Source organism: Cellvibrio sp. PSBB006 (assembly GCF_002162135.1).
Lineage (GTDB): Bacteria > Pseudomonadota > Gammaproteobacteria > Pseudomonadales > Cellvibrionaceae > Cellvibrio.
On sequence record NZ_CP021382.1, the window covers coordinates 325,824 to 352,207 of the forward strand.

A 26,384-nucleotide genomic window follows, 5' to 3' on the forward strand; every position below is an offset into this window, starting at 1 on the left:
GCATTGTGCGTGTTGAGAGATTTTGAAAGCAAAAACAAAGATTATTTACATTGAGAAAATATGATATGAAAAATCTCAATTGGTCATCCGCAATTCAACATTGTCAGCAAGCTGGTAATGGTTATGTGATTGCAACGATTATCAACACGCAAGGCTCCACGCCGCGTGATGGTGGCAGCAAGATGGTGGTTGATGCTGAGCGGAGTTACGACACTATTGGTGGTGGCCAGTTGGAGTTTTTGATTGTGCAGCAGGCGCGGGAGTTGTTGCAGGAGAATCAGAATTGTCAGGTGCTCAAGCCATTTCCGCTGGCTGCTGAGGCGGCGCAGTGTTGTGGTGGGCATGTCACGGTGATGCTGGAGTGTTTTGCGGCGCGTGATTGGCAGGTTGTGTTGTTTGGGGCGGGACATGTGAGTCAGGCGTTGGTGACGATTTTGGCGGGGTTGCCGTGTCGGGTGACGATTGTTGACAGTCGCGCGGATCAGTTGGTTATGCCTTTGCCGATTAATTGTCGGTTTGAGTTGTATGCGAATCCGGTGGAGGCGGTTGCGTCTTTATCGGATAACGCCTGGCTTGTTGTGTTTACCCATGATCATGGTTTGGATTTTCAGTTATGCAGAGAATTGCTGCATCAGGATCGTTGGCGGTATGTGGGGTTGATCGGTTCAGAGACCAAGGCGTTACGTTTTCGCAAGCGGTTGGCGGATGCAGGTTTTGATGAGGCGGTTGTTCAGCAGATTTACAGCCCGATTGGTTTGCCCGAGGTTAAGGGCAAGTTGCCGATGGAGGTGGCGGTTTCTATTGCAGCGCAGTTGCAGGGGTTGTATTACCAGGGGCAGTCGACAACGAAAGGTCGGTCTACGTCCTGGAAGGAGATTAAGCATATTCTTCAGCAGCCTGCGCGGATAACGGGAGGTGAGGATTGATGATGAATCTGGATCAATTTAATGCGTTAAATGAAGCTGACGCTACGGCGCTGCTTTATGAGTGCTGCCATTGCCACAACTGGGCGTCGCGTGTTGCCGATTTGCGCCCGTTTGATAGTAAGGAACAGTTGCTGCGCGCGGCCGATGATGTGTGGCGTGATGCGGATGAGGCCGAAATTCTTGAGGCGTTTAAAGGCCACGCACGCATCGGCGACATTGAATTATTGCGTTCGCGTTATGCGGGCCGTGCAACGGCGGAGCAGGGGCAGGTTATGGATGCCAGTGAGACAGTCTTGCAAGCGCTTTACGATCTCAATATTGAATACGAGCGTCGCTATGGTTTTATTTTTATTGTGTGTGCTACCGGGAAGTCGGCTGAGGAAATGCTAATGTTATTAAAAGCGCGCATCGATAACGGTCGGGTGATGGAGCTAATGAATGGTGCGCACGAGCAGGGGAGTATTACCCGTCTGCGTCTTGAACAGTTACTACAGTGAGATGTTATGAATAAACCACCAATCACCACCCACATTCTTAATCTGGATACAGGTAAGCCAGCTACCGGTGTATGGGTAACGCTTTATGAACCGGATTCTGCTGCGCCGCTGGCTACAGCAAAAACGGATGCCGATGGTCGTGTGACGCAATGGGATAACAAATTCACGTTAACAAGCGGTTTTTATCGGCTGCATTTTGCTGTAGGTGACTGGTTTGCCAAACAGGAAAAAAGCAGCTTTTACCCGGAAATTGTTATCTCGTTTCATGTGGTGAGGGCAGATGAGCACTACCATGTTCCGTTATTATTGAATGCGTATGGTTATTCAACCTATCGCGGCAGTTGAGCTAAGGCGTTGTTAAGGGCTTCTATGAGTTCACCGGATATCAGCGCTTTTCGTGCGCGTATTTTGCATTTCACCGATGTGCCAGATCCTGTTACTGGTCAGGGCGTTGAATATTTTGATGATGGTATTTTACTGGTTGAGCACGGCCGGGTAAAAACGGTTGCCAGTGTCGAAACCATGATCGAGCAGGGCTTTGATTTGGCTCAATGTCAATATTTTCCCGATCATTTGTTGATGCCAGGTTTTATCGACAGCCATATTCATTATCCCCAGACCGATGTGATTGCATCTTACGGGGAACAGTTGCTGGACTGGCTTAATAACTACACCTTTCCAACAGAATTGCAGTTCGCCGATAAAACATTTGCGGCGCAAGCGGCAGATCAGTTTTTAAAGTTGTTGCTGGAAAACGGTACGACCAGCGCCATGGTTTACACCACGGTTTTTGCACAATCAACCGAAGAATTTTTCAAGGCGGCTGCCAAGCGTAACCTGCGCATGATTGCCGGCAAGGTGATGATGGATCGCCATGCGCCGGAGGCATTGTTGGACACACCGGAAGCCAGTGAACGGGATTGCCGCGCGTTGATTGAAGGTTGGCATCACACCAAGCGTTTGCACTATGCGTTGACGCCGCGTTTTGCGCCCACCAGTTCGCCGGTGCAATTAAAGATTACCGGTCAGCTTTACCGCGATTATCCCGGACTTTATTTGCAAACTCACTTATCAGAAAACGTACAGGAAATTGCCTGGATTAAATCCCTGTACCCGGATGCAGTGAATTATCTGGATGTCTATGATCGCTACGGGTTGTTGGGGCAACGCAGTGTTTTTGGCCATGGTCTTCATTTGAGTGACCGAGAGCTTGAGCGCCTCGCACAGACGCAATCCGGTATTGCGTTTTGTCCCACGTCCAATTTATTTCTCGGCAGCGGATTGCTGGATGTCCAACGTCTGGAAGACGCGGGCGTGCGTTTGAGTATTGCGACAGACGTCGGCGGTGGAACCAGTTTTTCATTGTTGCGTACTCTCGCCGAAGCTTACAAGGTGCTGCAATTGCAAGGTCAGAATTTACATCCGTTAAAAGGGCTTTATATGGCGACTCTGGGTAACGCCCGCGCGCTGCAACTGGATGCTTATATCGGCAACCTGGTACCGGGAAAAGAAGCGGATTTTATTTTGTTGGATCTGGCTCCCACACTGTTACAACAAAGTCGTCAGCAAAAAACGACTACGTTGAACGAAGTCCTGTTTGCATTGATGACGCTCGGCGACGAACAAAATATCGCGCGCACCTATGTAATGGGGAAATTGGCGTTTCGTCGTTCGCCGCGCGCTCAGGGAGATCTGCAATGGATGGAATGATTCTGGAATGGTTGAACCTGGCATTTCGCTGGTTTCATGTAGTGGCGGGAATTGCCTGGATCGGTGCATCCTTTTATTTTATTTGGCTGGATTTGAGTTTGCGCGAGCCGCCGCAATGGAAAACGGATAAAGGTATCAAAGGCGATCTTTGGGCTATTCACGGCGGAGGTATTTACGAGGTTGCCAAATACCATTTGCGCCCGGAAGCCATGCCCCAAAAATTGCACTGGTTTAAATGGGAAGCCTACAGCACCTGGTTAAGCGGCACCGGCTTGCTGATCCTGATGTATTACGTGCAAGCGCAATCCTACCTGGTGGGTCACAATACCTGGTTACAATCACCCGGCACTGCCGTTGTGGCGAGCATACTTTTTATTGCTGTTGGACAATTGCTTTATGAATTACTGCTCCGCACACCGCTGGTAAAAAAAGGCCTGGCGTTTGCGTTCGCTCTGTTGGTACTGATCACCTTGGCCAGTTGGCTCGCCCACCAATTATTTTCCGCTCGCGCTGCCTATTTACATGTAGGCGCCATGATTGCCACCTGGATGGCTGGCAACGTGTTCTGGGGCATTATGCCCGCGCAGCGCAAATTTATCGCTGCTGTCAGTGAAAGCCGCGAGCCGGATTTGAATACCGCACTCTTCGCCAAACTCCGTTCTACCCACAACAATTACCTGACCTTGCCCGTTATCTTTTGCATGATCAGCAACCATTACCCCTTTGTTTACGGGCATCCCTACAACTGGTTGGCCTTGGTTACTATTGGCAGCTTGCTAGCCTGGGGGCGACATTTCTTTAACCTGAAACATCGCGATATTATCAAGCCGAGCATTCTGATATCTGCTGCTCTGGGTATGGTGTTGGTTGCGATAATCATGGGCTTTACAAAAAATACAACCGCGCGTGAATCTGCTGGTGAACAACCACAATTGACTGAGTCACGCGAAATGCAGATTCAAACCATTCTCACCACTCATTGCTCCAATTGCCATGCTTCTTCTCCCACGCAACCAGGCTTCAATGCTCCACCAGCGGGTTTGCTGATTGATACCTTGGAGCATTTAACTGTGGTAAAAACCCGAGCAATTCCAGCCATCAACTCCGGCTATATGCCACTTGGAAATTTCACGTCCATGACAGACGAAGAACGCCAGGCGCTCTTGTTATGGTTGGAGGAGCATTAAGTGGCTGCCTATGTGATTGTCGATATTGATGTACACGATCATGAAAATTACCGCGATTATCTCGCGCAAATTACTCCAACCGTAAAAGCTTGCGGTGGACGCTATCTGGTTCGCGGTGCTGATGCACAAATTATTTCTGGAACCTGGCAACCCCAACGTTTGGTGGTGATGGAATTCCCAAATAAAGAAACTGCCCACTATTGGGCCACCTGCGCTGAATATGCACCGATTCATGCCTTACGAAATCAATATGCCACAGCTAATATGATTATTGTTGAGGGCAGTGTAGATTTTTCCGGATAGATATTTTTTATAAATATTTAATTCACACCGTTTAAAAGTGGCACAAAGAACCAGGCCGAAGAGGGGTGCGAGACCATCAGCGGCATGGATGCCGCTGTTGAGCCTACAAGGAGGTATTCACGGCGTGTCTCGCACCCCTCTTCGGTCTGGATCTCCTCCATCGTGGCACCAACAAGGCCGCCTGATAAACTGATGTCCTTCTGAAAACGCATAAATACATCCCTGTAGCTCCCTCACGTCATCCCTGACGTGAGGGTTTCAGAAGGACATCAGTCCACCAGGCTCAGTGCCACATCCATCTCAGGAATACTTCTTGCAATCAACTCTCGATCTACCCATCCCGAACAATTCTCGTAAGGACTCCCTGTATCAGGAATCGGCATCCGGGTATCTTCACTATCAACAATCCAGCTACGAGTAGTCAAACCATGAAGAAAATCAGAAAAGCAGTTGCTCTGTTAATGGGAATTGTTGCACTGGCGCTGGTCAGTTGCGCATCGGTCGAAAAAACGCCCAGCTACACCTACACCGAACAGGAAGTACAACTTAATGCCGGTATGTACTATGTGCCGGGTATTCTCGTCAAACCAAAACTCAAAGCCGGTCAAAAAATTCCTGTGGTTGTTATGTTGCACGGCACGGCCTCCCAGAAAAATGAAGTTGGCAATTTATACCAACGCCTCGCGGTTTCACTGGCCAAACGTGGCTACGCCTCATTGCGTATTGACTTTGCCGGCACTGGCGACAGCCTCGCCGATTATAAACTCTATAATTTAACCACTGCCAAACACGACACTAAAACAGCACTGAATTATTTAGTGCGCCAGGAGATATTCGATCTTGATCGAATGGGACTGGTTGGTTTCAGTCAGGGCGGTTTGATCGCGCAACTGGTTGCCGCAGAGGATGAGCGAATTAAAGCAATGGTGACCTGGTCCAGCGTGGTGGGCGACGGGGTTACGGTATTCGAATCTTTTTTTGATAAATATTATGCAGAAGCTAAAGACAATGGTTTTGCTGTGGTGGAATTCCCTTGGCGGGAAGAGCCGTTAAATTTTGGTTTGCAGTGGTTTAATGAAATCAAAAATAATACCAGTTTTACCGATATGAAAAATTATCAAGGAAAGTTGTTGGCGGTAGCGGGCACAGAGGACACGCTGGTGCCGCCGGTGTCATCGACGCGTCTGGTTAATTCAATCGGACCGGCCAGAGCATCGTTAATGTTGGTCAAGGATGCGGATCATATGTTTAACGTGTTGGCAGACAGCAATGAAAATACCTTGGCTGAAGACCAGACCATTCCCGAGTCCGTCTTGCAGTCGACGACGGATTGGTTCGCTAAGACACTGTGACATTTCATACCACGTATTTCAGTGAACGATGAGCCTTACCTTCTGTCCCACGCTTTGCACACTACACTTAATTTTCATAGGAGGTTTTTATGAAAAGGCATGTTGAAGGTAAGCGTGTGGCTATTTTGGCCGCCAATGGTTTTGAGGAATCTGAATTGAAATCACCTAAAGCGGCATTGATCGAAGCGGGTGTAAAAGTGGATGTGGTTTCGCTGGAAAAAGGCGAAATTCGCGGATGGTCTAATAAAGACTGGAGCGGTACTTGTCCGGTAGATAAATTGGTTACCGAAGTGAAAGCTGAGGATTACGATATGCTGGTTATCCCCGGCGGCATGTATAACCCGGACAGTCTGCGCACCAATCAGGATGCGTTGCGTTTTACCCGCGATTTTTTTGAACAACACAAGCCGGTTGCCGCTATTTGCCACGCACCCTGGGTGTTGATCAGTGCCGGTGTTGTCGATGGTCGCACCATGACATCTTACCCATCAGTGAAAGATGACCTGAGTAATGCCGGAGCAAAATGGGTGGATAAAGAAGTTGTAGTGGATAAAGGATTGGTCACCAGTCGTACACCGAAAGATCTTGAGGCGTTTAACAAAAAAGTTCTGGAAGAACTGGCGGAAGGGAAACACGCACGGCAAGTTGCTTGATCTGTTAGCAAAAATTCACAGCCCGGTTGGCACCGGGCTGTTGTCGTTATTGGCAGTTAAGTTATTGGCAGTTAAGTTATAGGTAGTTAAGTTATAAATAGTTAGATTATAGCTAGTTAAGTCGGTTGGTGATGTTCATGCCAATGCTGCGCAATATCAATGCGTCGGCAGACCCAGATATCCTGAAATTTCAATATATATTGCAGAAACCGCTCCAGTGCCTGGATGCGTCCCGGCCGGCCGATGATGCGACAATGCAAACCGACGCTCATCATCTTGGGTGTGCTGTGGCCTTCGGCATAGAGCGCATCGAAGCTGTCTTTTAAATAGGTGTAAAACTGATCACCGCAATTAAACCCCTGGGGCGAAGCAAAGCGCATATCGTTCGCATCGAGCGTGTAGGGAATAATTAAATGCGGCTTGCCATAGTCATGATTCCAATAGGGCAGGTCATCCGCATAGGAATCTGAATCATATAAAAAGCCACCCTGTTCAATAATCAGTGCGCGGGTGTTGGGGCTGTCGCGACCGGTGTACCAACCCAGGGGGCGCGAACCGGTCACACGTGTGTGAATGTCTATCGCTTTTTGAATTTGTTCGCGTTCAACATCAATCGGCATAAATTGATGGTCGATCCAGCGCCAGGCATGACTGGCAATTTCCCAATTCGCATCGAGCATGGCTGCTACGGCATCCGGGTTACGTTCCAGGGCCATGGATACGCCATACACAGTCACCGGCATCTGATATTTTTTAAACAGACGATGCAATCGCCAAAAGCCGGCGCGGCTGCCGTATTCGTAGATAGATTCCATACTCATATGGCGCGCTTCATAAGCGCGTGCCCCGATGATTTCCGAGAGAAATGTTTCGGAAGCCGGATCGCCGTGGAGTACGCAGTTCTCGCCCCCTTCCTCATAATTAATCACAAACTGCACCGCGATGCGCGCGCCGCCGGGCCAATTGGCGTGGGGTGGGTGTTCGCCGTAGCCGATGAGGTCGCGTGGGTAGGGTGTTTTTTCGTTCATGGGATTTCCGTTGTTGTTGGGTTTTATCAGGAGCCAGTTTGACTGGCTTTTTGTGACTCTTTTGGAGTGCTTTGTCGGATTACGCTGTGCTAATCCGACCTACATGTTAACTGAGTGATTTGCATATTACCCGTAGGTCGGATTAGCGCAGTGCAATCCGACACCACCTTTTATCTAACACGCTTACTCAACACAATCTAATCAAATTCTATGCCAGCGCCCCGGTCAGGATTTCCCTCAACCAAAAGCGCGTGCCCGCTATATTACTGGGCAAAGGCTCGATTCATGCACCAGTTTTAATCAAATCTCGACCGTTTGGACAACTAATTGCCGGCGCTATATCAGTAATGGCGCTGCATCACCTATCTGGTATCACTATTGCATTAGTCCACCTCGCATTTCTCCATTCTTTTGTTGTTAACAAAACTCTTCTCTTGTGTGGATTTTCCTATGTCATCTTCTCTGTCTTTAAGAAACAGTCTGGCAGCGCATTGGCTCGTTGGTTGTTTATTGATTATGGCCAGTTCTGCTGCATTGGCAAAAAATGAATGGTTTGAGGAGTTCAAATCAAGCGCGTCTGATCAGGAGCTTTACACCTTTTTGTATGCCATGCCCAAAGGCGGCGACCTGCACAATCACATGAGTGGTTCGGCCTTGTCTGAGTGGTGGTACGACCTGGCGCTGAGCCAAAAAGCCCATGGCTATCGGTTCTACACCAAAGTCAAAATCAACAATTGCCGTCCCTACGGGGGCAATGAATTCGGTCGCCGTCCTTATTTGCTGTTATTTAACAACTTGCTTGAAGCAACTTATGAAGCTTTGCCCGATTGTGAAAAACAGGAATACAAACGCCTCGAAGAACTAAGTGCTGATGAAAAAGCCGGATGGTTGGACAGTATTCGATTAACCCATGACCACGAAGGTCGCGATGAATTCTTTCAGACCCATTGGCAGCGCCTCGATCAATTAATGGCCAGCCCTTACATGATGGCTGAAATCCTGTATCTGAATATGAAAGCCTTTGGCGATGAGGGGCTGATTTATCTCGAATCCATGATGGGAGCCGGCGGTTTTATTAAACCGGACGGTACGTCGATTCCTGCGGATGAAGTTGCCGAGATCTATCGCAATCGTCTCGCACAAGCGGATGCGAAGGCGACGGGCGTAACCGTCAGGCTGCAGGAATCCATCCTGCGTTTTTCACCTAACGCAGAACAACAACTGATTAATGCCTACGACTTTGTATCGCGCAACCGCGATTTGTATCTGGCTGTGAACATGGTGGGGCGTGAAGATAATGACAAAGGTCATCCTTTACGTTTCACCAAAACTCTGCGCGAATTGCGGCAAAAATACAACAATGTTCGGTTGTCGGTACATGCCGGCGAGGTGGATGAGCCCAATTTTCACATCCGCGATACCTTGATGCTCGGCGCTGATCGAATCGGCCACGGCGTAAACCTGATTACCGACAATGATCTGCTGCGGCAAATGCGCCACGGACCCTACCTGGTTGAAATCAATCTGATCTCCAATCTCTTGCTGGAATATGTGAGTGAGTATTCCCAGCATCCTTTTCCAGAGTATTTGCGACTCGGTATTCCGGTGGCTTTATCGACCGATGATCGCGGTATGTGGGATTCCAATATTACCGATGAATTTTTTGTGGCGGTGAAAGAATTTAATCTGTCCTGGGATGAGTTGATGCTGCTCAGTCGTAACTCCTTGCAATACAGCTTTGTTGAAGACGAGGTAAAAGCGAGGTTGCTCGACACCTACAACAAACGTATCAGCCAGTTTGAAAAAACCGTTAAAGCACGCGGTGTTAGCGGCCTGAAAAATGTTGCGCCTGTGACCTACAGCTTTACCTGCAAGCGCTATCAGGTGTGCACATTTAAGTAATCAGTTTGCCGTGCAAAAAATCGAGCCACGATTTGGTGCACGGCCCAGCATCATGCTTCAACAAAGGCCGGGCGATGGCCCGGTCGGAGAACAGAAAGACACCGGAATTTCAGATTAATAAACGATTGAACCGTATTTTGAAAGTTGCATATTATTGATTTAAAAGGAAATAAATACGTTTATTTAAAAACGTAACCAGTTAGACAGGAAATGGCATGGCGCTTGCTAAACCATGAATAGCGTCACAGTAAATATTATTAGACCTCTGGAGTGCACATGTTATGACCACACACAACCGTTTCAAGCGTAAAGAACTCGCGCTGCTGATAAGCCTCAGTTGCGCGCTCGCTGTACCTGCTACGCTGGCTCAGGAAGACGTTGTTGAACTGGAAACTTACACCGCCGAAGGGCAGGTGGAAGATACCATGGGTGTTATGCCGACAGAGCCAGTGAAGTCGGTTTTTGGTTTTGGAAAAACCATCCTCGAAACACCCCGCGGTGTGACCTCGGTCAGCGCCGACATGATGGAAAGTTACAACATCACCGATATTGATGATCTTGTATTGATTTCACCCGGTGCGTTTACCCAATCCTTCTTTGGTGTTGCCGGTTCTCTCGATGTACGCGGTACGCCGGGTGAAGTGTATTTCCGTGGCGTACGCCGCGTGAACAACCCCGGTAACTATCCAACACCGATTGGTGCAACTGACCGTATCGATATTGTGCGTGGCCCGGCATCGCCGATTTATGGTCCATCAAAAATTGGTGGTTATCTGAACTTCGAGCCCAAGTCTGCGCGCGCTGAAACCGGACAATATCTGGAAAAACCGGCCGGTGAAATTTCGATTACGCGTGGCAGTTGGGATAAAAATGTTTTGTCTGCAGAAGTGGGTGGTCCCGGTGCAATTGGTGAGAAAAGTCTCGGCTATTACATTTATGCTGAGACCGAAAACTCCGGCAGTTACTACGACAATTCCGGCACCGACCAGAATATCCTGCAAGCCTCCTTCAATATGGATTTTTCTGACAGCACCCGCATTGAATTCGGCGGTATGTACCACGAATACGATGGCAATCAGGTAGCAGGTTGGAACCGTTTAACCCAGGATCTCATTGATAACGGTACCTATATTACCGGTACGGCTCAACCGGTGGATCTGGATGGTGATGGTTACAATTCACCGGACGAATACGATGCCTGGAAAGATACATTTGCTGAGGGCTGGAATAACTTTTTCGTTCCTGCCGGTGCTGCAACGGATGCAAATATGGACCCGGCCTGGGCATTGGAAGATGCCGGCACGACCAAGTTGAAAGGCAATCAAACGCTGGTGTCCCCTGAGGACCAATTGGTAACTACCGTTACTACCTTGTACTTCGATGTCATTCACAGTGTCAGCGACAGTTTCACCATCACCAACAAAGCCTTTTACGAAAAACTGGAAAACATCAACGAAAATGCCTACGGCTTTTCACAGTTTGTCGACAGCTACGCGTTTGAAGATCAATTGATCTTCGCTTTTGAAGCAGAACATGCGGATTGGTTAAAAGCCAGCTACCAGATATCGCCCAGCATTCGTTACACCGATTTCCAACAAGGGGACGATTTCGATTACGAATACTTTGACCGTCGCGATTTGAGTGGACCCTCTACAGCTCTCGATCGGAAGTTATTGGCAACCGTCACGGATTCGGATTATTCCAATTATCTCGTCGGGGACTATACCGACTACGGTCTGGCATTTTTGGCGGACTACACCATCGCTGAAAATGTCGGTGTGTTGTTGGGGGCGCGTTACGATTATCTCGATATGACATCCACTTCGGTCGGCGAAAAAATTCGTGGTACGCCAGACAGCGTGACAGCCAGCGAAACCGATGACGGTGTGTCCTGGACAGCGAGCTTGTCGTATACCTTGCCGTTTGGTTTAACGCCTTATGTCACTGTGTCTGAACAGGCCACCATCGTGATGGGGCAGGGGTCGGAGATTTCTCCCGGGCTGATTACCGATGGCAATGCCATTGCTGATTCCGAATTGGAAGAGGTCGGTATCAAAGGCAGTTTCCTGGATGACCGTCTGTACTTCTCGGCGGCCTGGTTCAATCAAACCCGCACCAACTTCAGTGCGCAAGATCAGGTGAGTAACAACACCACGGAAAGTGAGGGTTACGAATTTGAAACCCGCTTCCTCGTTACCAGTAATTTCACGCTGACGGCGGCAATGACGCATCTGGAAATTACCAACCTGACCGCACTGGATGGTGGTACTCAGTTTGGTTTCCAGGGTGCGGGTGACCTGACTGGTGTGACTGATCCGTCATTGTTTTACGGTTACGTGATGCAAGGTTTGACCTTGGTAGGTAATGAAACGGATGCACTGAAATCCGGTATTCCGGAAAACATGTACAGCCTGACCGGTGCCTATGATTTTGGTAACGGCTATCGCTTTACAGCCAGTACGGTCCATGCCGACTCAACCTATTCAGGTTTTTCCAAAGCGGTGAAATTACCTTCATACACCTTGTTTAACGCCGGCATCAGTTACAACACCGATACCTGGAGTTTGAGCTTGCAAGGTAAAAACCTGACTGACGAAAAATACTTCCGCGCGAACTTCCCGGACCTGTTCGGCAGCACCATCGTACTGCCTGAATTGCCGCGTCACTTCGTCGCCAGCGCGTCATTCAAGTTTTAATCGTTTGCGTGTCAAGGGGCTTCAGGTTTGAAGCCCCCTACTAAAACAGAGGTCGATTATGGTTTTTCGTAAACCCCTGGGAGCTGCGCTCATAGCAGTTACCCTGTTTTCCCTGCCGGCGGTGGCGGTCGAAGATAGCCTGCAAAAACAGGAAAGCATTGATAAAAATGCAGTGGCCAGTCAAAAACGTATTGATAGCCTGGCTGATCAAACGACTGACGATTTACAGAATTACCGCATTGCGTCACAGCGTTTGGAAAGCTTGACGATTTACAACCAGCAAATGGAAAAACTGATTGCCTCGCAGAAAGCCGAGATTACCAGTATTCAAAAGCAAACAGCGGAGATCGACAACATTGAAACCGGCGCACTGCCGTTGATGTTGAAGATGACCGAAACCCTTGAACAACTCTTAGCCGCGGATGTGCCTTTTCTGAAAGAAGAGCGCCAGGATCGCGTCGCTAATCTGCGCACGCTGATTGATCGCGCTGATGTCACCGCCGGTGAAAAGTATCGCCGCATCATGGAAGCCTATTTGGTAGAAGTGGAATACGGTCGCACTATTGAAGCCTATCGCGGTGAACTGGTGATTGAAAACGACGCGCGCACGGTTGATTTTTTGCGCATCGGTCGTGTTGGCCTGTTTTACCAAACCCTTGATGGGAACGAAAGTGGCCGCTGGAATAACAGCCGTGGCGCCTGGGAATTACTCGACTCAGGTTATCGCACCAGCGTGCGCGATGGTTTGCGTATCGCGCGCAAGCAAACTCCGCCGGAGTTGCTGACGCTTCCTGTTAACGCGCCTGCCCAGTAAGGAATTCCGTTTATGAAATCGATTGTCAAATTTGCCTTCAGTAGCTGTTTAAGTATCTGTGCGTTGGGTTTTTCCGTCACAAGTGCTGCGCAGACTAGCGATTCATTAAAAACTCTCTATCAACAGGTGAGTAAAGAAGTTAGTGCCGAAGCAGCGCACAACAGTGAGCGTGAGCAACGTTTTCGCGCGGCCGCCAGCGATCAAAAAGCCTTGCTGGCTGAAGTGCAGGCCGACCTGGTTCGGCAGGAAAAATTGCGCGATGAAATGAAAGTGGTCTTCGATGCAAACGAAGTTCAGCTGGGCGAGTTGACCACCCAACTGGACCGTCGCACCGGTAATCTGGGCGAGCTCTTCGGTGTATTTCGCCAAATGGCCGGTGATACCCAACAAATGTTGTTCGATTCATTGATCTCTGTGGAATATCCCGAACGCAAAGTGTTAATTGAAGAATTAGCCAATACCAAAGAAGTGCCGACGATTCCGCAAATGCAACAACTGTGGCGATTGATGCTGCAGGAAATTTCCGAGTCGGCCAATGTCACGCGCTTTGAAACCAGCGTGGTGAAACCCAGTGGTGAAGCCTATACCGCACCGGTGACCCGCGTAGGCACCTTCAACATCGTTACCGATGATAAATACCTTAACTATGTGGCGGACAGTCAGCAGTTGGTTGAGCTGGCGCGCCAACCGAGTGGCAGTGTTCGATCAACCGCTGCGTCATTGAGTTCAGCAAGCGGTGGTGATGTCGGGTTTGCACTTGATCCTTCACGGGGTGCCTTACTGGGTTTATTGGTGCAATCGCCCAGCTTTATGGAACGCGTGCAACAAGGTCAGGAAGTGGGTTATGCCATTATCCTGCTCGGCATCATCGGTATGTTGATTGTGATCGAACGCATGATCAAATTATCACGCATCTCCAAACGCATGAATGCGCAGTTAAAAGATATGGATCACCCATCCAGCAACAATCCACTGGGTCGCATGATGCAGGCGTACTTCGAGAACAAACACCTCAACGACCTTGATGTACTGGGTAAAAAATTGGACGAAGTGATCTTTAAGGATCTGGCGGAACTGCGTAAAGGTTTGTCCACGATTAAAGTCATGGCCGCTATCGCGCCGCTGATGGGATTGTTAGGTACAGTGACCGGCATGATCGGCACCTTCCAGGCAATTACATTATTTGGTACAGGCGATCCGAAATTGATGGCCGGCGGCATTTCGCAAGCGTTGATCACTACGGTGCAAGGTTTGTGTGTGGCGATTCCGTTGTTGCTGTCGAGCAATATGCTTAGCAGCCGCGCGCAGCAACTCAGCAAAGTTATCGGTGAACAAGCATCCGGCATGATCGCTGATAAAGCGGTTGATATTGCCAAAGCCAAGGCTTGATCGGGGAGGTCGCCGTCATGGAAATATTCTCTTCCTTAACTGACTTTCTCAACACCGGCGGCAATGTATTGTGGGTGATCTTTTTTGTGTCCTTCTGGTTGTGGTGTGTGATCTTTGAGCGCTACTGGTTTTTTTACCGCGAGTATCAACCACTGCGTAAACGCAACATCGACATCTGGCAGGCACGCGCCGATAAGTCATCATGGTTTGCCGAGCAGCATCGTCGTCAACTGTTATCGGAATTGGATTGCCAGATGCTGCGGCATTTGAAATTGATTCCGGCCTTGATTGCATTGCTGCCCATGCTCGGTTTACTTGGCACCGTAACCGGGATGATCCAGGTATTTGAAGTCATGGCTTATCTCGGTTCCGGTAATCCGCGCGCGATGGCCAATGGCGTGAGCGCAGCGACGATTCCAACCATGGCGGGCATGGTGATATCGCTCCTCGCGATTCCCTTCGCCACCGAACTGGACCGCCGTTACAAACGTGAACTGCGCACCGCCGCTGCCGAGATGCCCACGTATCACTGACAGCGATATTGAACTTCGCCTTAACGACAAGTGAGACATGTATGAGTGACAACCGTTTTTTACTCAATGACGAAGAAGAAAGCCAGATCGATTTAACGCCCATGCTGGACGTGGTGTTTATCATGCTGATCTTTTTCATCGTCACCTCCACTTTTGTAAAAGAATCAGGCGTCGACGTGACGCGTCCCGAAGCGGAAACCGCTGTGGTAACCGAATCCAACAGCATCCAGATCGGCATCAGCGCCGCGAACCAGATCTTTATGGACAAACGCCAGATCGACAAACGCGCGATTCGTGCGAACGTGGAAAAATCCCTGGCAGAAAATCCCGGTGCTGCGGTCATCATCGTCGCCGACCAGGATTCCAATACCAGCACCTTGATTGATGTGATGGATCAGGCGCGCATGGCGGGCGCAACCTCGGTGTCTGTGGCGGCGGAGAATGACTGATGCTAGCGAAATATTCTTCCAGTCTGGTCGCGGCGGTATTGTTCAGCCTGGTGATATTCGTGGCGATGCAGGTGTTGATTGCGACTGACGGTTTGTTTGAAGAACCAAACAAAAATCACACCTATTTAAATTTTGTGCGTGTGGATACTTCAAAAGATGACATCAACACCAAAGACCGTCGTCTACCCGATCCACCGCCACCACCAGAGACACCGCCGGATGCACCCGACCTGAGTAATCAGATGATGAACATGAACACGAATTTGAGCATGGATATGCCAAAGATCGGTGTGCCGGTGAATAAAGGTTCGGGTCCGTTTTTGGGAACGCTCCAGGCTGGCGATGGTATGGCGGGTTTCGATACGGATGTGATTCCGGTTGTGCGTGTGCCGCCGGCGTATCCGCAGCGGGCGAAGCAGGCGAAGCTTGAAGGATCGGTGACCATGGCGGTGACGATTCGTCCGGATGGGACTGTGGCTGAGGTGTCGGTTATTGAGTCTGATCCGCCGCGTTTGTTTGATCAGGCGGCGATTCAGGCGATGCAGCGGTGGAAGTTTAGGCCGAAGATTGTGAATGGGAAGCCGGAGGCGCAGAGGGCGCGGCAGACGATTGAGTTTAAATTGGGGCAATAGTGGGCGGTGTGTTTGGAATCCGGTGTTTTGTTCTGAGACACGCCGTGAATACATCCATGTAGGCTCAACACCCGCATCCCTGCGGGTGATGGTCTCAGAACAAAACACCGGATTCCTCCTGCAAGTATCTCGCGAGACTCTGAAGTGAAAAGCGTATTAGTAATTCACATCTGTAGCGCTCTTGTTTAAAGAAATAGATCCATATTGGAATGGGTTTGTGTGCTTCATTGGATATGCGGAAATGGTCGGAAAATTTAATGCAGTTTTACTGTTCAGCAGAAAAATTTAAATCAGATGGCACAGCAGGGATTGCGGAGAGGGGTGCGAGACCATCACCCGCATGGACGACCCACATGGATGTGGGAAGTTTGCCGAAGCGCCGGGAGCGCGTAGGCATGCCGGTGTTGAGCCTACAGGGATGTATTCACGGCGTGTCTCGCACCCCTCTCCGTGATCCCTGCCCACACTAACCAAGTGGAATAATTCTGTAGTTATAAGTAAGAACGTACTTATTTATTCGGGAATAAAAGATGTATTCAAGCAAACTCACATCAATCACCAACAATTTCCAACGTGTAGCAAAACTCAGTTTGCTCATCGGCGGATTGTTGCTAACAACCTACAGCTGGTCAGCCCCCAACTCCGTCAGTAGTAAAACCTACAAAGAGCTCACCAGCATCCAGGAGATGATCTCCGCCAACCAGACCGATCAAGCCTTCACAGCGCTAAAGACACTTCACAGCGAAGTCGAAAAAGACTCCCTCGACGAAGCGCTGGTACTGCAAATGCTCGGCTACACCGAAATGGGCCGCAACAATTATCAACAGGCGATTGACCACCTCAAACGCAGCCTTGCCTTAAACCGTCTGCCAGAAAACGTCAAATACAACGTCGGCTACATGGTGGCGCAGTTGTATGCGGCGCAGGAAAAGTATGATGAAGCGCTGGTGTTTGCCGAGGAGTGGTTTAAAACCCTTGAAGCGCCTACGCCCGATCAGGCGATTTTTATGGCGAATATTTTTGCGCAGACCGGTAAATACAAACAAGCGATTCCCTATGCGAAACAGGCGATCGAATCCGGCAAAGAGCCGCGTGAGAGTTGGTACCAATTGTTGATCGCCTGCAACTTTGAATTGAAAGATTATCCGCAAGCGGCGGAAGCCTTGAAAGGCGCGTTGATCAAGTGGCCCGCTAAAGCGGATTACTGGGAGCAGCTGGCCAGCGTTTATGTACTGATGGACAACGAAATCAAAGGGCTTGCAACGTTGCAGCTGGCCTGGAAAGCGGGCGTATTGGAAAAAGAGAACTCCATTCGTTCCATGGTGCAGTTAGCAGTGACGCACGGCATTCCTGAGCACGGTGCGCGCCTGCTGGATTCAGCGCTGCAAAAAGACGCATTGCCACGCGATAAAACTTACATTGACTTGTTGGCGAACGCCTGGCTGGCCGCGCGTGAAAATACCCCGGCTATCACTGCCTTTGAAGAATTGGCGCAGTTGACCAAAGAGGGCGACCCCTATCTGCGCATTGCAAATATCTATATTGAAAAAGCGGAGTGGAAAAAAGCCGAAGCGGCGTTGCGTAAGGCGCTTGATATGAAATTGGAAGAGCCGGGTAAAGCCTGGTTAATTCTTGGCATTGCCATGACGGAGCAGACCCGCTTTGATCAGGGCATGGATGCCTTCAAGAAAGCGCGCGCGTTCGCCTACACGGAAAAGCAAGCGAGTAGTTGGCTCAAATATGCCGAAGACTTGCGCCGTCAGCATAACTGGATTACTCGCAACCAATCATAGTCGTTCGGCGAGTGCGTAATAGCTCGCCTGAAATGTATTCATCAAAAGGCTCTAACCATGCTGGTAACACGATGTAAAGCTTTTGTGGCCGTTATGGCACTCACCCTGTTCTTCCCGTTCGCCGTCAGCGCCGCGGTTCCCGCGGATGTACCCAAGGCGCGTATTGCGGTGCTTGGCGGTACTTTTTTGAACGATATTATTTTTCACCGTGAAGGCTTGATTAAACAGGAGTTCACCATTGAAACCAAAGTCGGCACTTCCCCCAAAATTTATTATGCCGAATGGCAGGGTATTCCCTTTTATTACGTGCATGTTCACGGTGAAGGTAAGTGGTTGGAAACCTGGGTAGCGCTTTACGATCTCGGTGTAGAAGAGGCCATCGGTGGTGCGACGGCCGGTGCGATCAATAAAAAAATGGGCGTGTACGACTACATCATTCCCGATGATTTTATTGAGATGAATGTGGACCGTCCCTTGCGTATTCCCACCGAAGTCTATCGCGATCCCAATGCGATTCCGTTGCCGCGTTATGTGCCGGCTATGGATACTGATATTCGCAACATCCTGCTGGATGAAACAAAAAAAGCAGTGGCTGCAATCAAGTCAACAAAGAAAGATAAACAGTATCAAGGCATAAAAATTCATGACGGCGGTGTGGTTGTACAAACCCGTGGCGGTCGTTTTGAAACCATAGCTGAGATCAAGATGATGCAAAAATGGGGCGGCGATATGGTGACCATGAGTGTCGGTACCGAGATAACCTATTCGCGTATGCTCGGTATTAATTACGCCAACATCATTGTGATCTCCAACCCGGCAGAAGGGATGGGTGAGTGGGATTTTTCGTTGATGGAAGAATTATACCCGCGCATCAATCCGCTCAGCCTCGACATCGTTCTCGCCTCATTGCCACGCGTTGCGGCTTTACAGGGTAAACCCCGTGTGTCCGATGGCTTGATTAATCACCCTGAAATGACCTCGCAAAAGAAAAAGGATCACGAATGATGAACTCTCCGCGTTTCTCTGTTGCCGTAATACTGTCGTTGTTCCTGTTGCTGGCCGGTTGTGCACCGCAATCGGCGAAAGAGCCAACACCGATTCCGGTGAAGTTTGTGGTTGTCACCATGTTTGAAATTGGTGAAGACGAAGGTGATAAAGCCGGTGAATTCCAGTTGTGGAAAGAGCGGCAAAAGCTGACCAAAAAATTTCCGTTTCCCAATTCCTTTCATGACATTTATATGAATGAGGAAACCGGTGTGTTAGCCATTGTCACAGGTATTGGCACGGCCTATTCAACCTCGGCCACCATGGCGCTGGGTATGGACCCGCGTTTTGATTTATCCAAAGCCTATTGGTTAGTGGCAGGTATTGCCGGCATAGACCCGGAAGATGCGTCTATCGGTTCAGCGGCCTGGGCAGAATATTTGGTGGATGGCGATCTCGCGCACGAAATTGATGCACGCGAAATTCCCGAGGGTTGGGAGACTGGCTATTTTGCTCGTCATACGAAAAAACCTTATGACCCGAACAAACCGGAACCCACGGGTGAGATGCTGCGCTTGAATCCTGAATTAACGGAGTGGGCGTATCAGTTAACCAAAGACATTAGCTTGCCGGATTTACCAGGCCTTGCGGATACGCGTGCGCTTTACACGGAACATCCCAATGCACAAAAGCCGCCGTTTGTATTGAAGGGTGACCAGTTGGCTGCGATGACCTTTTGGCACGGCGCCATCATGAATGACTGGGCCAACAAGTGGGTGGATTACTGGAGCGAAGGCAAGGGCGAATTTGTCACCTCGGCAATGGAAGATACGGGGACGTTTTTATCACTCAGCTTTTTGCACAACATCGGCAAGGTGGATAAAAACCGCGTGATGGTATTGCGTACCGGCAGCAACTACACCATGCCGCCGCCGGGCGTGACCGCTGCGGAAAGTCTGCTGGCGGAAAATGAAGGCTACGCTGGACTCGATGCCTCGCTCGAATCCGCCTATATTGTAGGAACGGCGGTATTGGACAAGATCCTTGGCAACTGGGATGTCTACAAAGACAAGGTTCCTACTCCAGCGGACCTGTAAGGCTCCTATGCCAGCGGATCTGTAATAACGGTTTGTTTGTCGGCGCCACTGGCGCCGACCTGATGTAAAGATGTGGGCGATGCATCGGGCATGGCCCCTTGGCAGGAAACGTTTTGATGTCGTTTGATCAGCGGGTCTATGCGTGGCGCGGTCATTTTCCCGCGCCGACCCTGGCGACCGGCAGCCTGGCAGGGCTGCGGCTCGGCGTTAAGGATCTATTTCATATTGCCGGTCTTCCCACCGGCGCGGGCAATCCGGACTGGCTCGCCAGCCATCCGCTGCCGCAACAGACTTCACCCATAGTGTTCGATCTTATGCAGGCCGGTGCGGAATTGGCCGGCAAGACCCAGACGGACGAATTGGCTTACAGCCTCAACGGCCTGAATATTCATTACGGCGCGCCCCTCAATCCCCAGTGCCCTGATCGCCTGCCGGGTGGTTCCAGCAGCGGTTCGGCCGTGGCCGTGGCCGCCGGTGAGATTGATATCGGCCTGGGCACAGACACCGGCGGCTCCATCCGTGTGCCGGCCAGTTACAACGGGTTATTTGGTATTCGCACTACTCATGGTTTATTGAGTCGGGAACACATGGTGCCCCTGGCGCCGCTGTTCGATACCGTTGGCTGGATGACGGCGGACGGCACATTGCTGGAAGCCGTCGGCAAAGTACTCCTGCCGGAAGATCTGCCGCAGTGGTCAGCAGGTCCTTTACGGGTGGGTGTGATCGAGCCGGAGATTCAGGGTTTAGCCCTGTGGACCGAGGATCACGAAGCCTGGCTGACCCATCAGATAGGCCTGAATGTATTCAAACGTCTGAGCTTGTCCGCCGACTGGCTGGCACGGGCCAGCCAATGCTTTCGCACCTTGCAGGGCCGCGCCATCTGGCAAACCCACGGTCAATGGATCAGTGAACGCCAACCGCATTTTGCGCCCGACATTCACGCGCGCTTTGACTGGTGCAGCCAGTTAACGCCAGCGCAGGAACGCGAAGCGCAAATCCAGCGCCTTGCGTTACAGGTAGAGATCCAGGATTGGTTTGAAGGTATCGACCTATTGTTGTTGTCAACCACGCCTGGCCCGGCGCCGCTATTAGGAGCCGATACCGCCTGGATGGATCACTACCGCAGTCAGTTGATGGGCCTCACCGCGCCTGCTGGTTTGGCCGGTTTGCCGCAGGTCCATCTACCGGTACTCAGTGTGGCGGGGGCGCCGGCCGGCGTCTCTCTGTTGGGGCAAGCCGGTTTTGACCGGGCCTTGCTGGAGCTGGCAGCCCATCTGGATCGGGCGGCCTCGTTGCGCATTGCACAGGTGATGCTATGACAGCTATCGGATTTTCCGCACCGCATTATCAAGCGTCTGAAATAGGGCTGGCAGTACTGCGTGAAGGCGGCAGTGCGATCGATGCCATGATTGCGGCGGCGGCGGCGATCAGCGTCCTGTATCCCCACATGAACAGCCTGGCTGGCGATGGTTTCTGGCTGATTCATAAACCCGGCGAAGCGCCGCGCGCCATTGATGCGTGCGGCCCGGCGGCGGGGCTGGCGAGTATCGAGTGGTATCAGTATCAAAAGCAAACGACGATTCCGGGACGCGGTCCGCTGGCCGCCCTGACCGTCGGCGGAACCTTGGGCGGATGGCAGCGAGCGCGGGATATTGCCGCAGAAACCCAGGCGAATATCCCTTTGCCTGAACTGCTGGCGCCGGCCATCAGTCTGGCGAAGCAGGGCATTCGCGTGACCGACAGTCTGGCCGCTGCGAGTCACAAGGTGATGATGGAGATGGCCCGCCTGGAAGAGTTTCAGCGGGTATTCGCGCCGGGCAATCAGTTGTTGGAAGCCGGCCAGACCTTTACCAATCCGGACCTGGCCGACTTTATTGCGCAATTGGCCCACGCCGGTCTGGACGATTTTTATCGTGGCGCACTGGCTAACGACATCGCCAGCGCTCTGACGGCCGTCGGCAGTCCGCTGCGACTGGACGATTTGCACGGCTATCGCGCCCAGGAAGTAGCACCCCTCTCGGTAACCACCCGCCTCGGTCAGTGTTTTAACTTACCCGCACCCACCCAGGGGCTGGCGTCATTGCTGATCCTGGCGATCTACGACCGGTTATTCCAGCCGGGTTGGGATGAATCAGTGCGGGTCCATGCGCTTATCGAAGCCACCAAGCAGGCATTTCTGGTGCGGGATCGTGAAGTCTTTGACCCGCGCCGCCTGAGCGAGCGTTGGCCGGCGCTATTGTCCGACAGCCACGTCGAACAACTGGCGGGGCAGGTAGGCTTGCAAGCCTTGCCATGGCCGCAACCCGCTGCGCCGGGCGATACCGTGTGGATGGGTTGTGTGGATAAAAATGGCGTCATGGTGAGTTTTATCCAGAGCATTTACTGGGAATTCGGCTCCGGCGTAGTCATTCCCGACATGGGGTTGGTCTGGAACAATCGTGGTGTGAGCTTCAGTCTGGACCCACAGCACTCCAACGCTCTGGCACCGGGCTACAAACCCTTTCATACGCTCAACCCGGCCATGATGCTGTTGGATGACGGTCGCCGTATCAGTTACGGCACCATGGGTGGCGAAGGCCAACCACAAACCCAGGCTGCACTGCTGACCCGCTATCTGTATGACGGCCTATCCCTGGAGCAGGCCATCAGTCGCGGTCGCTGGTTACTGGGCCGCACCTGGGGCGACAACAATCACGATTTGAAGATGGAGCAAGACTTGGTGGATATTCTGGGGGATTCCCTAAGCGCGCGCGGACACATGATCAAACCTATCCCTGCACACAGCGAATTAATGGGCCACGCCGGTGCCGTGGTCCACACCGCCGATGGCCGGGTTGCCGCGGCCAGTGATCCGCGCAGCAATGGCGCCGGGTTAGTGGGCGAGGCTGTCGGAGTGGCTGGATGAGTGAATTTTTATGGGAGTGGCTGCCCCTGATACTCGTCATGCTCGGCACCGGTGCCTGTGCGGGTATCCTGGCCGGGTTACTCGGCGTGGGCGGTGGTATTGTCATCGTCCCGGTGCTGTATTTTGTATTGCAGACGCTGGGCATTAGCGCAGCCAGCGCTATCCTGATTGCCACTGGCACTTCCTTGCTGGTGATTGTGCCGACCAGTATTTCATCGGTGCGCGCACATCATAAACGCGGCAATGTCGACTGCGCGCTGCTGAAACGCTGGTGGCCGTTTATGGTGATTGGTGTGATCTGTGGCAGCACCGTAGCCTTGCGCGTAAACGGCGAAATCGTCAGCGGCGTGTTCGGTGTGGTCGCGGTGTTGGTGGCGGCCAATATGCTGTTTCGCGCCAAGGCCGCACCCATCGTGCAGCAATTGCCAGGCATGGTCGGGCAGGGTGTGATGGCGGGCAGCGTGGGGTTTTTCTCGGTGATGATGGGCGTGGGCGGCGGCACCTTGGGCGTTCCGCTACTGACTTCCTGTAATTATCCATCCCATCGTGCGGTGGGCACAGCAGCCTTCTTCGGATTATTGATCTCCATCCCCGGCGCCATCGCCATGCTCCTGGCCGCCACACCGGCGGATGCGCCGGAAGGCATGATCGGCATGGTCAACCTGCCGGGCTTTGCACTGATTGTTCCCTTGACCGTTTTACTCGCACCGGTGGGCGCCTGGCTGGGCGCAAAGCTGGATGCGGTGATGTTAAAAAGAGTATTCGCGATTTTTTTATGCATCAGCGGCGGTCGCATGTTGATGCAGCTTTTTGGAGTGTGACATGTCCGACCGTTTTCAACCTGCTGCCAATTTATTAACCCCATTTTCTCCACCACCGCGACTCTTGATGGGCCCCGGCCCCATCACTGTCGACCCGCGCGTACTGCGCGCCATGTCCGCGCAACTGGTCGGCCAATACGACCCGGCCATGACCCAATGTATGAACGACACCATGGCGCTGTATCGCAGTGTTTTTAAAACAGACAATCAGTGGACATTATTAATTGACGGTACGTCACGTGCAGGTATTGAAGCCGTATTGATTTCATTACTTGAGCCTGGCGACAAAGTTCTTGTACCGATCTTCGGTCGCTTCGGCCACTTGTTGTGTGAAATTGCCGAACGTTGCGGCGCAGAAGTGCATCGCATCGAGAAAACCTGGGGCGACGTTTTTTCGGCGGAAGAAATTGAAGCCGCGATTAAAAATGTACAACCCAAATTATTGGCCGTCGTACAAGGCGACACCTCCACCACCATGCTGCAACCACTGCAACACCTCGGCGAGATGTGCGAGCGTTACGGCGTTTTATTTTACTCAGACGCCACCGCTTCCATCGGCGGAAATCCATTCCTCACCGACGACTGGAAACTCGACGCTGTTTCCGTTGGCCTGCAAAAATGTTTATGCGGCCCCTCCGGCAGCGCACCCATAACCTTAAGCGACAAGGCCGTAAAAACCATTCGCAAACGCCGCCACGTTGAAGCCGGCATTCGCAACGAACACCACAAAGACGGCAGCGGCTTACGCATCGCCTCCAACTATTTTGATCTGGGCATGATCATGGACTACTGGGGCGAAGAACGCCTCAACCACCACACCGAAGCCACAACCATGCTATACGGCGCCCGCGAATGCGCACGCATCTTATTGGAAGAAGGCGTAGACAACGCCATCGAACGCCACCGCATCCACGGCCGTGCCATGACCGAAGGTTTGGCCGCGATGAACATGAAACTCTTCGGCGATCAGTCACACAAAATGCATAATGTGGTAGGTGTTTACATTCCGGATGGCGTAGCAGGCGAGGCGGTGCGCGGTTCGATGTTGAATGATTTTGGTATTGAAATTGGTACGTCGTTTGGGCCTTTGCACGGAAAAATCTGGCGCGTGGGGACGATGGGTTATAACGCGCGGAAGGATGCGGTGTTGCAGACGTTGGTGGCGCTGGAGGCGGTGTTGCGGCGGCAGGGGCATGGGATGACGGCGAATGCCGGTGTTGATCGGGCACTCGCTATTTATGTTGAAGAAGGGCTTTAACGCTTTTGCTTTTTTCTGTCTCGCTTACAGCGGAATAGCTTAGGGGGAGTTCGGTGTTTGTTATTGCGACCATCAGCGGCAAGGACGACCCACATGGATGTGGGAAGTTTCCCGAAGCGCCGGGAGCGCGTAGGGATGCCGCTGTTGAGCCTACAAGGATGTATTCACGGCGTGTCGCAATAACAAATGCCGAACTCCCTGACGCACTACCTAAGATATATAAACCCGATTTTGTACGTACTAATTTTTTTACTTTTGCGTGAACATGACTTCGGTACTTACCATGGTGACACGCCGTGAATACATCCCTGTAGGCTCAACAGCGACATCCATGTCGCTGATGGTCACCATGGTAAGTACCGAATTCATGTCGGCAAGATTGGAGTGTTGAAATGAGAAATTTAAACGCGGATTTACATGGTCTGGGCAGGTTGGAAGAAATTGCCACTAAAGAGTTTTTGGCGGGTATGCCTAAAGCAGAACTGCATATGCATATTGATGGAGCACTCTCACCAGCCATGATGTTCGCGCTGGGTGAACGGAATCAAGTCAAATTACCATATAAATCCGTCGCAGAAATTGAAGCCGCCTATCAGTTTACTAACCTGCAAAGTTTTCTTGATTTGTTATATCAAGGCGCTTCTGTGCTTAAGCACGAGCAGGATTATTATGATCTGACGCGGGATTATTTTTCCAAGTGTAAAGAAGATAATGTTGTTCATACTGAATTGTCGTTTGATCCACAAACCCACACCGAGCGCGGTATTGCTTTCGATACGGTGATCAGCGGGATTTTGCGGGCGATGGAGGATGCGCGGAAGGAGTGGGGGGTCAGTTCTAAATTGGTGATGGATTTTCTGCGGCATTTAAGTGCAGAGAATGCGATGCAGACGCTGGAGCAGGCGTTGCCGTGGAAGGATAAGATTATTGCGGTGGGGCTGGATAGTTCTGAAATGGGGCATCCGCCGAGTAAGTTTACTGCGGTGTTTGCCCGTGCGCGGGAGGAGGGGTTTCGGGTGGTGGCTCATGCGGGTGAGGAGGGGCCGCCGGCGTATATTTGGGAGGCGATTAATTTGCTGAAGGTGGATCGCATTGATCATGGTGTACGTTCGGATGAAGATCCGGCGTTGATGGAATATCTGCGCGAAACACAAATCCCGTTGACGGTTTGCCCGTTGTCTAACGTTCGTTTATGTGTATACGACAAGATGCAGGATCACAATCTATTTACCTTGATGGATGCGGGGTTGCGGGTGATGGTGAATTCGGATGATCCCACCTATTTTGGCGGTTATCTGAATGATAATTTCTTTGCACTGGCCGATGCGTTTCCGATGACGCGCGCACAGGCATTGCAGTTGGCCCATAACAGTTTTACGGCCAGTTTTATCAGCGATGCTGAAAAAACACACTTCATTAAACAGCTTCGGGATTATGCGGTAACGCATTAAGAGT

The 26,384-nt window shown here is 51.2% G+C and carries 25 protein-coding genes; 23 read left to right on the forward strand and 2 right to left on the reverse strand.

All coding sequences use genetic code 11. The features are described 5' to 3' along the window. Positions 1-65 precede the first annotated feature (65 nt). The 6 genes from xdhC to CBR65_RS01485 are packed head-to-tail and all read left to right on the forward strand — an operon-like array spanning position 66 to position 4,623. Complete coding sequence (xdhC, locus tag CBR65_RS01460) at positions 66-926, forward strand: xanthine dehydrogenase accessory protein XdhC (protein ID WP_087465215.1); 861 nt, start codon at positions 66-68, stop codon at positions 924-926. Beyond that, positions 926-1,423 carry a 2-oxo-4-hydroxy-4-carboxy-5-ureidoimidazoline decarboxylase gene (gene uraD / locus CBR65_RS01465; protein ID WP_232461305.1) on the forward strand — a complete coding sequence of 166 codons (498 nt, stop codon included), beginning with the start codon at positions 926-928 and terminating at the stop codon, positions 1,421-1,423. The genes xdhC and uraD overlap by 1 nt, the downstream gene beginning before the upstream one ends. Before the next feature lie 6 nt (positions 1,424-1,429). Further along, positions 1,430-1,768, forward strand: coding sequence for a hydroxyisourate hydrolase (gene uraH, locus CBR65_RS01470; RefSeq protein WP_087465217.1), 339 nt, complete (start codon positions 1,430-1,432; stop codon positions 1,766-1,768). 24 nt (positions 1,769-1,792) lie between these two features. After that, the gene (guaD, locus tag CBR65_RS01475; RefSeq protein WP_087465218.1) at positions 1,793-3,133 is read left to right on the forward strand and encodes a guanine deaminase; all 1,341 of its coding nucleotides are present in this window, start codon (positions 1,793-1,795) and stop codon (positions 3,131-3,133) included. After that, positions 3,121-4,320 (forward strand): urate hydroxylase PuuD, encoded by a 1,200-nt coding sequence (locus CBR65_RS01480; protein WP_087465219.1) that lies wholly within the window; start codon positions 3,121-3,123, stop codon positions 4,318-4,320. Before guaD ends, CBR65_RS01480 begins: the two co-directional genes overlap by 13 nt. Continuing rightward, positions 4,321-4,623 (forward strand): DUF1330 domain-containing protein, encoded by a 303-nt coding sequence (locus CBR65_RS01485; protein ID WP_087465220.1) that lies wholly within the window; start codon positions 4,321-4,323, stop codon positions 4,621-4,623. Positions 4,624-4,640: 17 nt separating this feature from the next. On the opposite strand, the gene CBR65_RS01490 is transcribed toward CBR65_RS01485, so the two are convergent. Then, complete coding sequence (locus tag CBR65_RS01490) at positions 4,641-4,835, reverse strand: hypothetical protein (RefSeq protein WP_087465221.1); 195 nt, start codon at positions 4,833-4,835, stop codon at positions 4,641-4,643. Positions 4,836-5,051: 216 nt separating this feature from the next. Between CBR65_RS01490 and CBR65_RS01495 the strand changes: the two genes are divergently transcribed. Next, positions 5,052-5,975, forward strand: coding sequence for an alpha/beta fold hydrolase (locus CBR65_RS01495; RefSeq protein ID WP_087465222.1), 924 nt, complete (start codon positions 5,052-5,054; stop codon positions 5,973-5,975). Positions 5,976-6,064: 89 nt separating this feature from the next. Beyond that, entirely contained in the window at positions 6,065-6,628 is a 564-nt protein-coding gene (locus CBR65_RS01500) for a type 1 glutamine amidotransferase domain-containing protein (protein ID WP_087465223.1), read from the forward strand. Between the two features lie 116 nt (positions 6,629-6,744). On the opposite strand, the gene puuE is transcribed toward CBR65_RS01500, so the two are convergent. After that, complete coding sequence (gene puuE, locus CBR65_RS01505) at positions 6,745-7,656, reverse strand: allantoinase PuuE (RefSeq protein WP_087465224.1); 912 nt, start codon at positions 7,654-7,656, stop codon at positions 6,745-6,747. A 450-nt stretch (positions 7,657-8,106) separates the two neighbouring features. Here puuE and CBR65_RS01510 point away from each other — a divergent pair, with 450 nt between their 5' ends. The 15 genes from CBR65_RS01510 (at position 8,107) to CBR65_RS01580 (ending at position 26,380) form a co-directional block, all read left to right on the forward strand. Then, positions 8,107-9,558 (forward strand): adenosine deaminase, encoded by a 1,452-nt coding sequence (locus CBR65_RS01510; RefSeq protein ID WP_232461307.1) that lies wholly within the window; start codon positions 8,107-8,109, stop codon positions 9,556-9,558. A gap of 281 nt (positions 9,559-9,839) precedes the next feature. Further along, complete coding sequence (locus tag CBR65_RS01515) at positions 9,840-12,254, forward strand: TonB-dependent siderophore receptor (RefSeq protein WP_087465225.1); 2,415 nt, start codon at positions 9,840-9,842, stop codon at positions 12,252-12,254. A gap of 58 nt (positions 12,255-12,312) precedes the next feature. Then, positions 12,313-13,068, forward strand: a complete 756-nt coding sequence (locus CBR65_RS01520) for a DUF3450 domain-containing protein (RefSeq protein WP_087465226.1) — start codon at positions 12,313-12,315, stop codon at positions 13,066-13,068. Positions 13,069-13,080: 12 nt separating this feature from the next. After that, positions 13,081-14,457 (forward strand): MotA/TolQ/ExbB proton channel family protein, encoded by a 1,377-nt coding sequence (locus tag CBR65_RS01525; protein WP_087465227.1) that lies wholly within the window; start codon positions 13,081-13,083, stop codon positions 14,455-14,457. 17 nt (positions 14,458-14,474) lie between these two features. Beyond that, positions 14,475-14,990 carry a MotA/TolQ/ExbB proton channel family protein gene (locus CBR65_RS01530; protein WP_087465228.1) on the forward strand — a complete coding sequence of 172 codons (516 nt, stop codon included), beginning with the start codon at positions 14,475-14,477 and terminating at the stop codon, positions 14,988-14,990. A gap of 41 nt (positions 14,991-15,031) precedes the next feature. Then, positions 15,032-15,439: a biopolymer transporter ExbD gene (locus tag CBR65_RS01535; protein ID WP_087465229.1), complete on the forward strand. Its 408-nt coding sequence runs from the start codon at positions 15,032-15,034 to the stop codon at positions 15,437-15,439. Further along, complete coding sequence (locus CBR65_RS01540; RefSeq protein ID WP_087465230.1) at positions 15,439-16,071, forward strand: energy transducer TonB; 633 nt, start codon at positions 15,439-15,441, stop codon at positions 16,069-16,071. The genes CBR65_RS01535 and CBR65_RS01540 overlap by 1 nt, the downstream gene beginning before the upstream one ends. Positions 16,072-16,601: 530 nt before the next feature. Next, entirely contained in the window at positions 16,602-17,864 is a 1,263-nt protein-coding gene (locus tag CBR65_RS01545) for a lipopolysaccharide assembly protein LapB (RefSeq protein WP_087465231.1), read from the forward strand. 57 nt (positions 17,865-17,921) lie between these two features. Beyond that, positions 17,922-18,869, forward strand: a complete 948-nt coding sequence (locus tag CBR65_RS01550; RefSeq protein WP_198300855.1) for a hypothetical protein — start codon at positions 17,922-17,924, stop codon at positions 18,867-18,869. After that, positions 18,869-19,945, forward strand: coding sequence for a purine nucleoside permease (locus CBR65_RS01555; protein ID WP_369825655.1), 1,077 nt, complete (start codon positions 18,869-18,871; stop codon positions 19,943-19,945). The genes CBR65_RS01550 and CBR65_RS01555 overlap by 1 nt, the downstream gene beginning before the upstream one ends. A 116-nt stretch (positions 19,946-20,061) precedes the next feature. Next, positions 20,062-21,264, forward strand: a complete 1,203-nt coding sequence (locus CBR65_RS01560; RefSeq protein WP_087465233.1) for an amidase — start codon at positions 20,062-20,064, stop codon at positions 21,262-21,264. Beyond that, positions 21,261-22,850, forward strand: a complete 1,590-nt coding sequence (locus CBR65_RS01565) for a gamma-glutamyltransferase family protein (RefSeq protein WP_087465234.1) — start codon at positions 21,261-21,263, stop codon at positions 22,848-22,850. The genes CBR65_RS01560 and CBR65_RS01565 overlap by 4 nt, the downstream gene beginning before the upstream one ends. Then, positions 22,847-23,671, forward strand: a complete 825-nt coding sequence (locus CBR65_RS01570; RefSeq protein WP_087465235.1) for a sulfite exporter TauE/SafE family protein — start codon at positions 22,847-22,849, stop codon at positions 23,669-23,671. Before CBR65_RS01565 ends, CBR65_RS01570 begins: the two co-directional genes overlap by 4 nt. A 1-nt stretch (position 23,672) precedes the next feature. Then, the gene (locus CBR65_RS01575; RefSeq protein WP_087465236.1) at positions 23,673-24,929 is read left to right on the forward strand and encodes an alanine--glyoxylate aminotransferase family protein; all 1,257 of its coding nucleotides are present in this window, start codon (positions 23,673-23,675) and stop codon (positions 24,927-24,929) included. Between the two features lie 392 nt (positions 24,930-25,321). Beyond that, a complete protein-coding gene (locus CBR65_RS01580; protein WP_087465237.1) occupies positions 25,322-26,380 on the forward strand; it encodes an adenosine deaminase in 1,059 nt (352 codons plus the stop codon). Positions 26,381-26,384 lie beyond the last annotated feature (4 nt).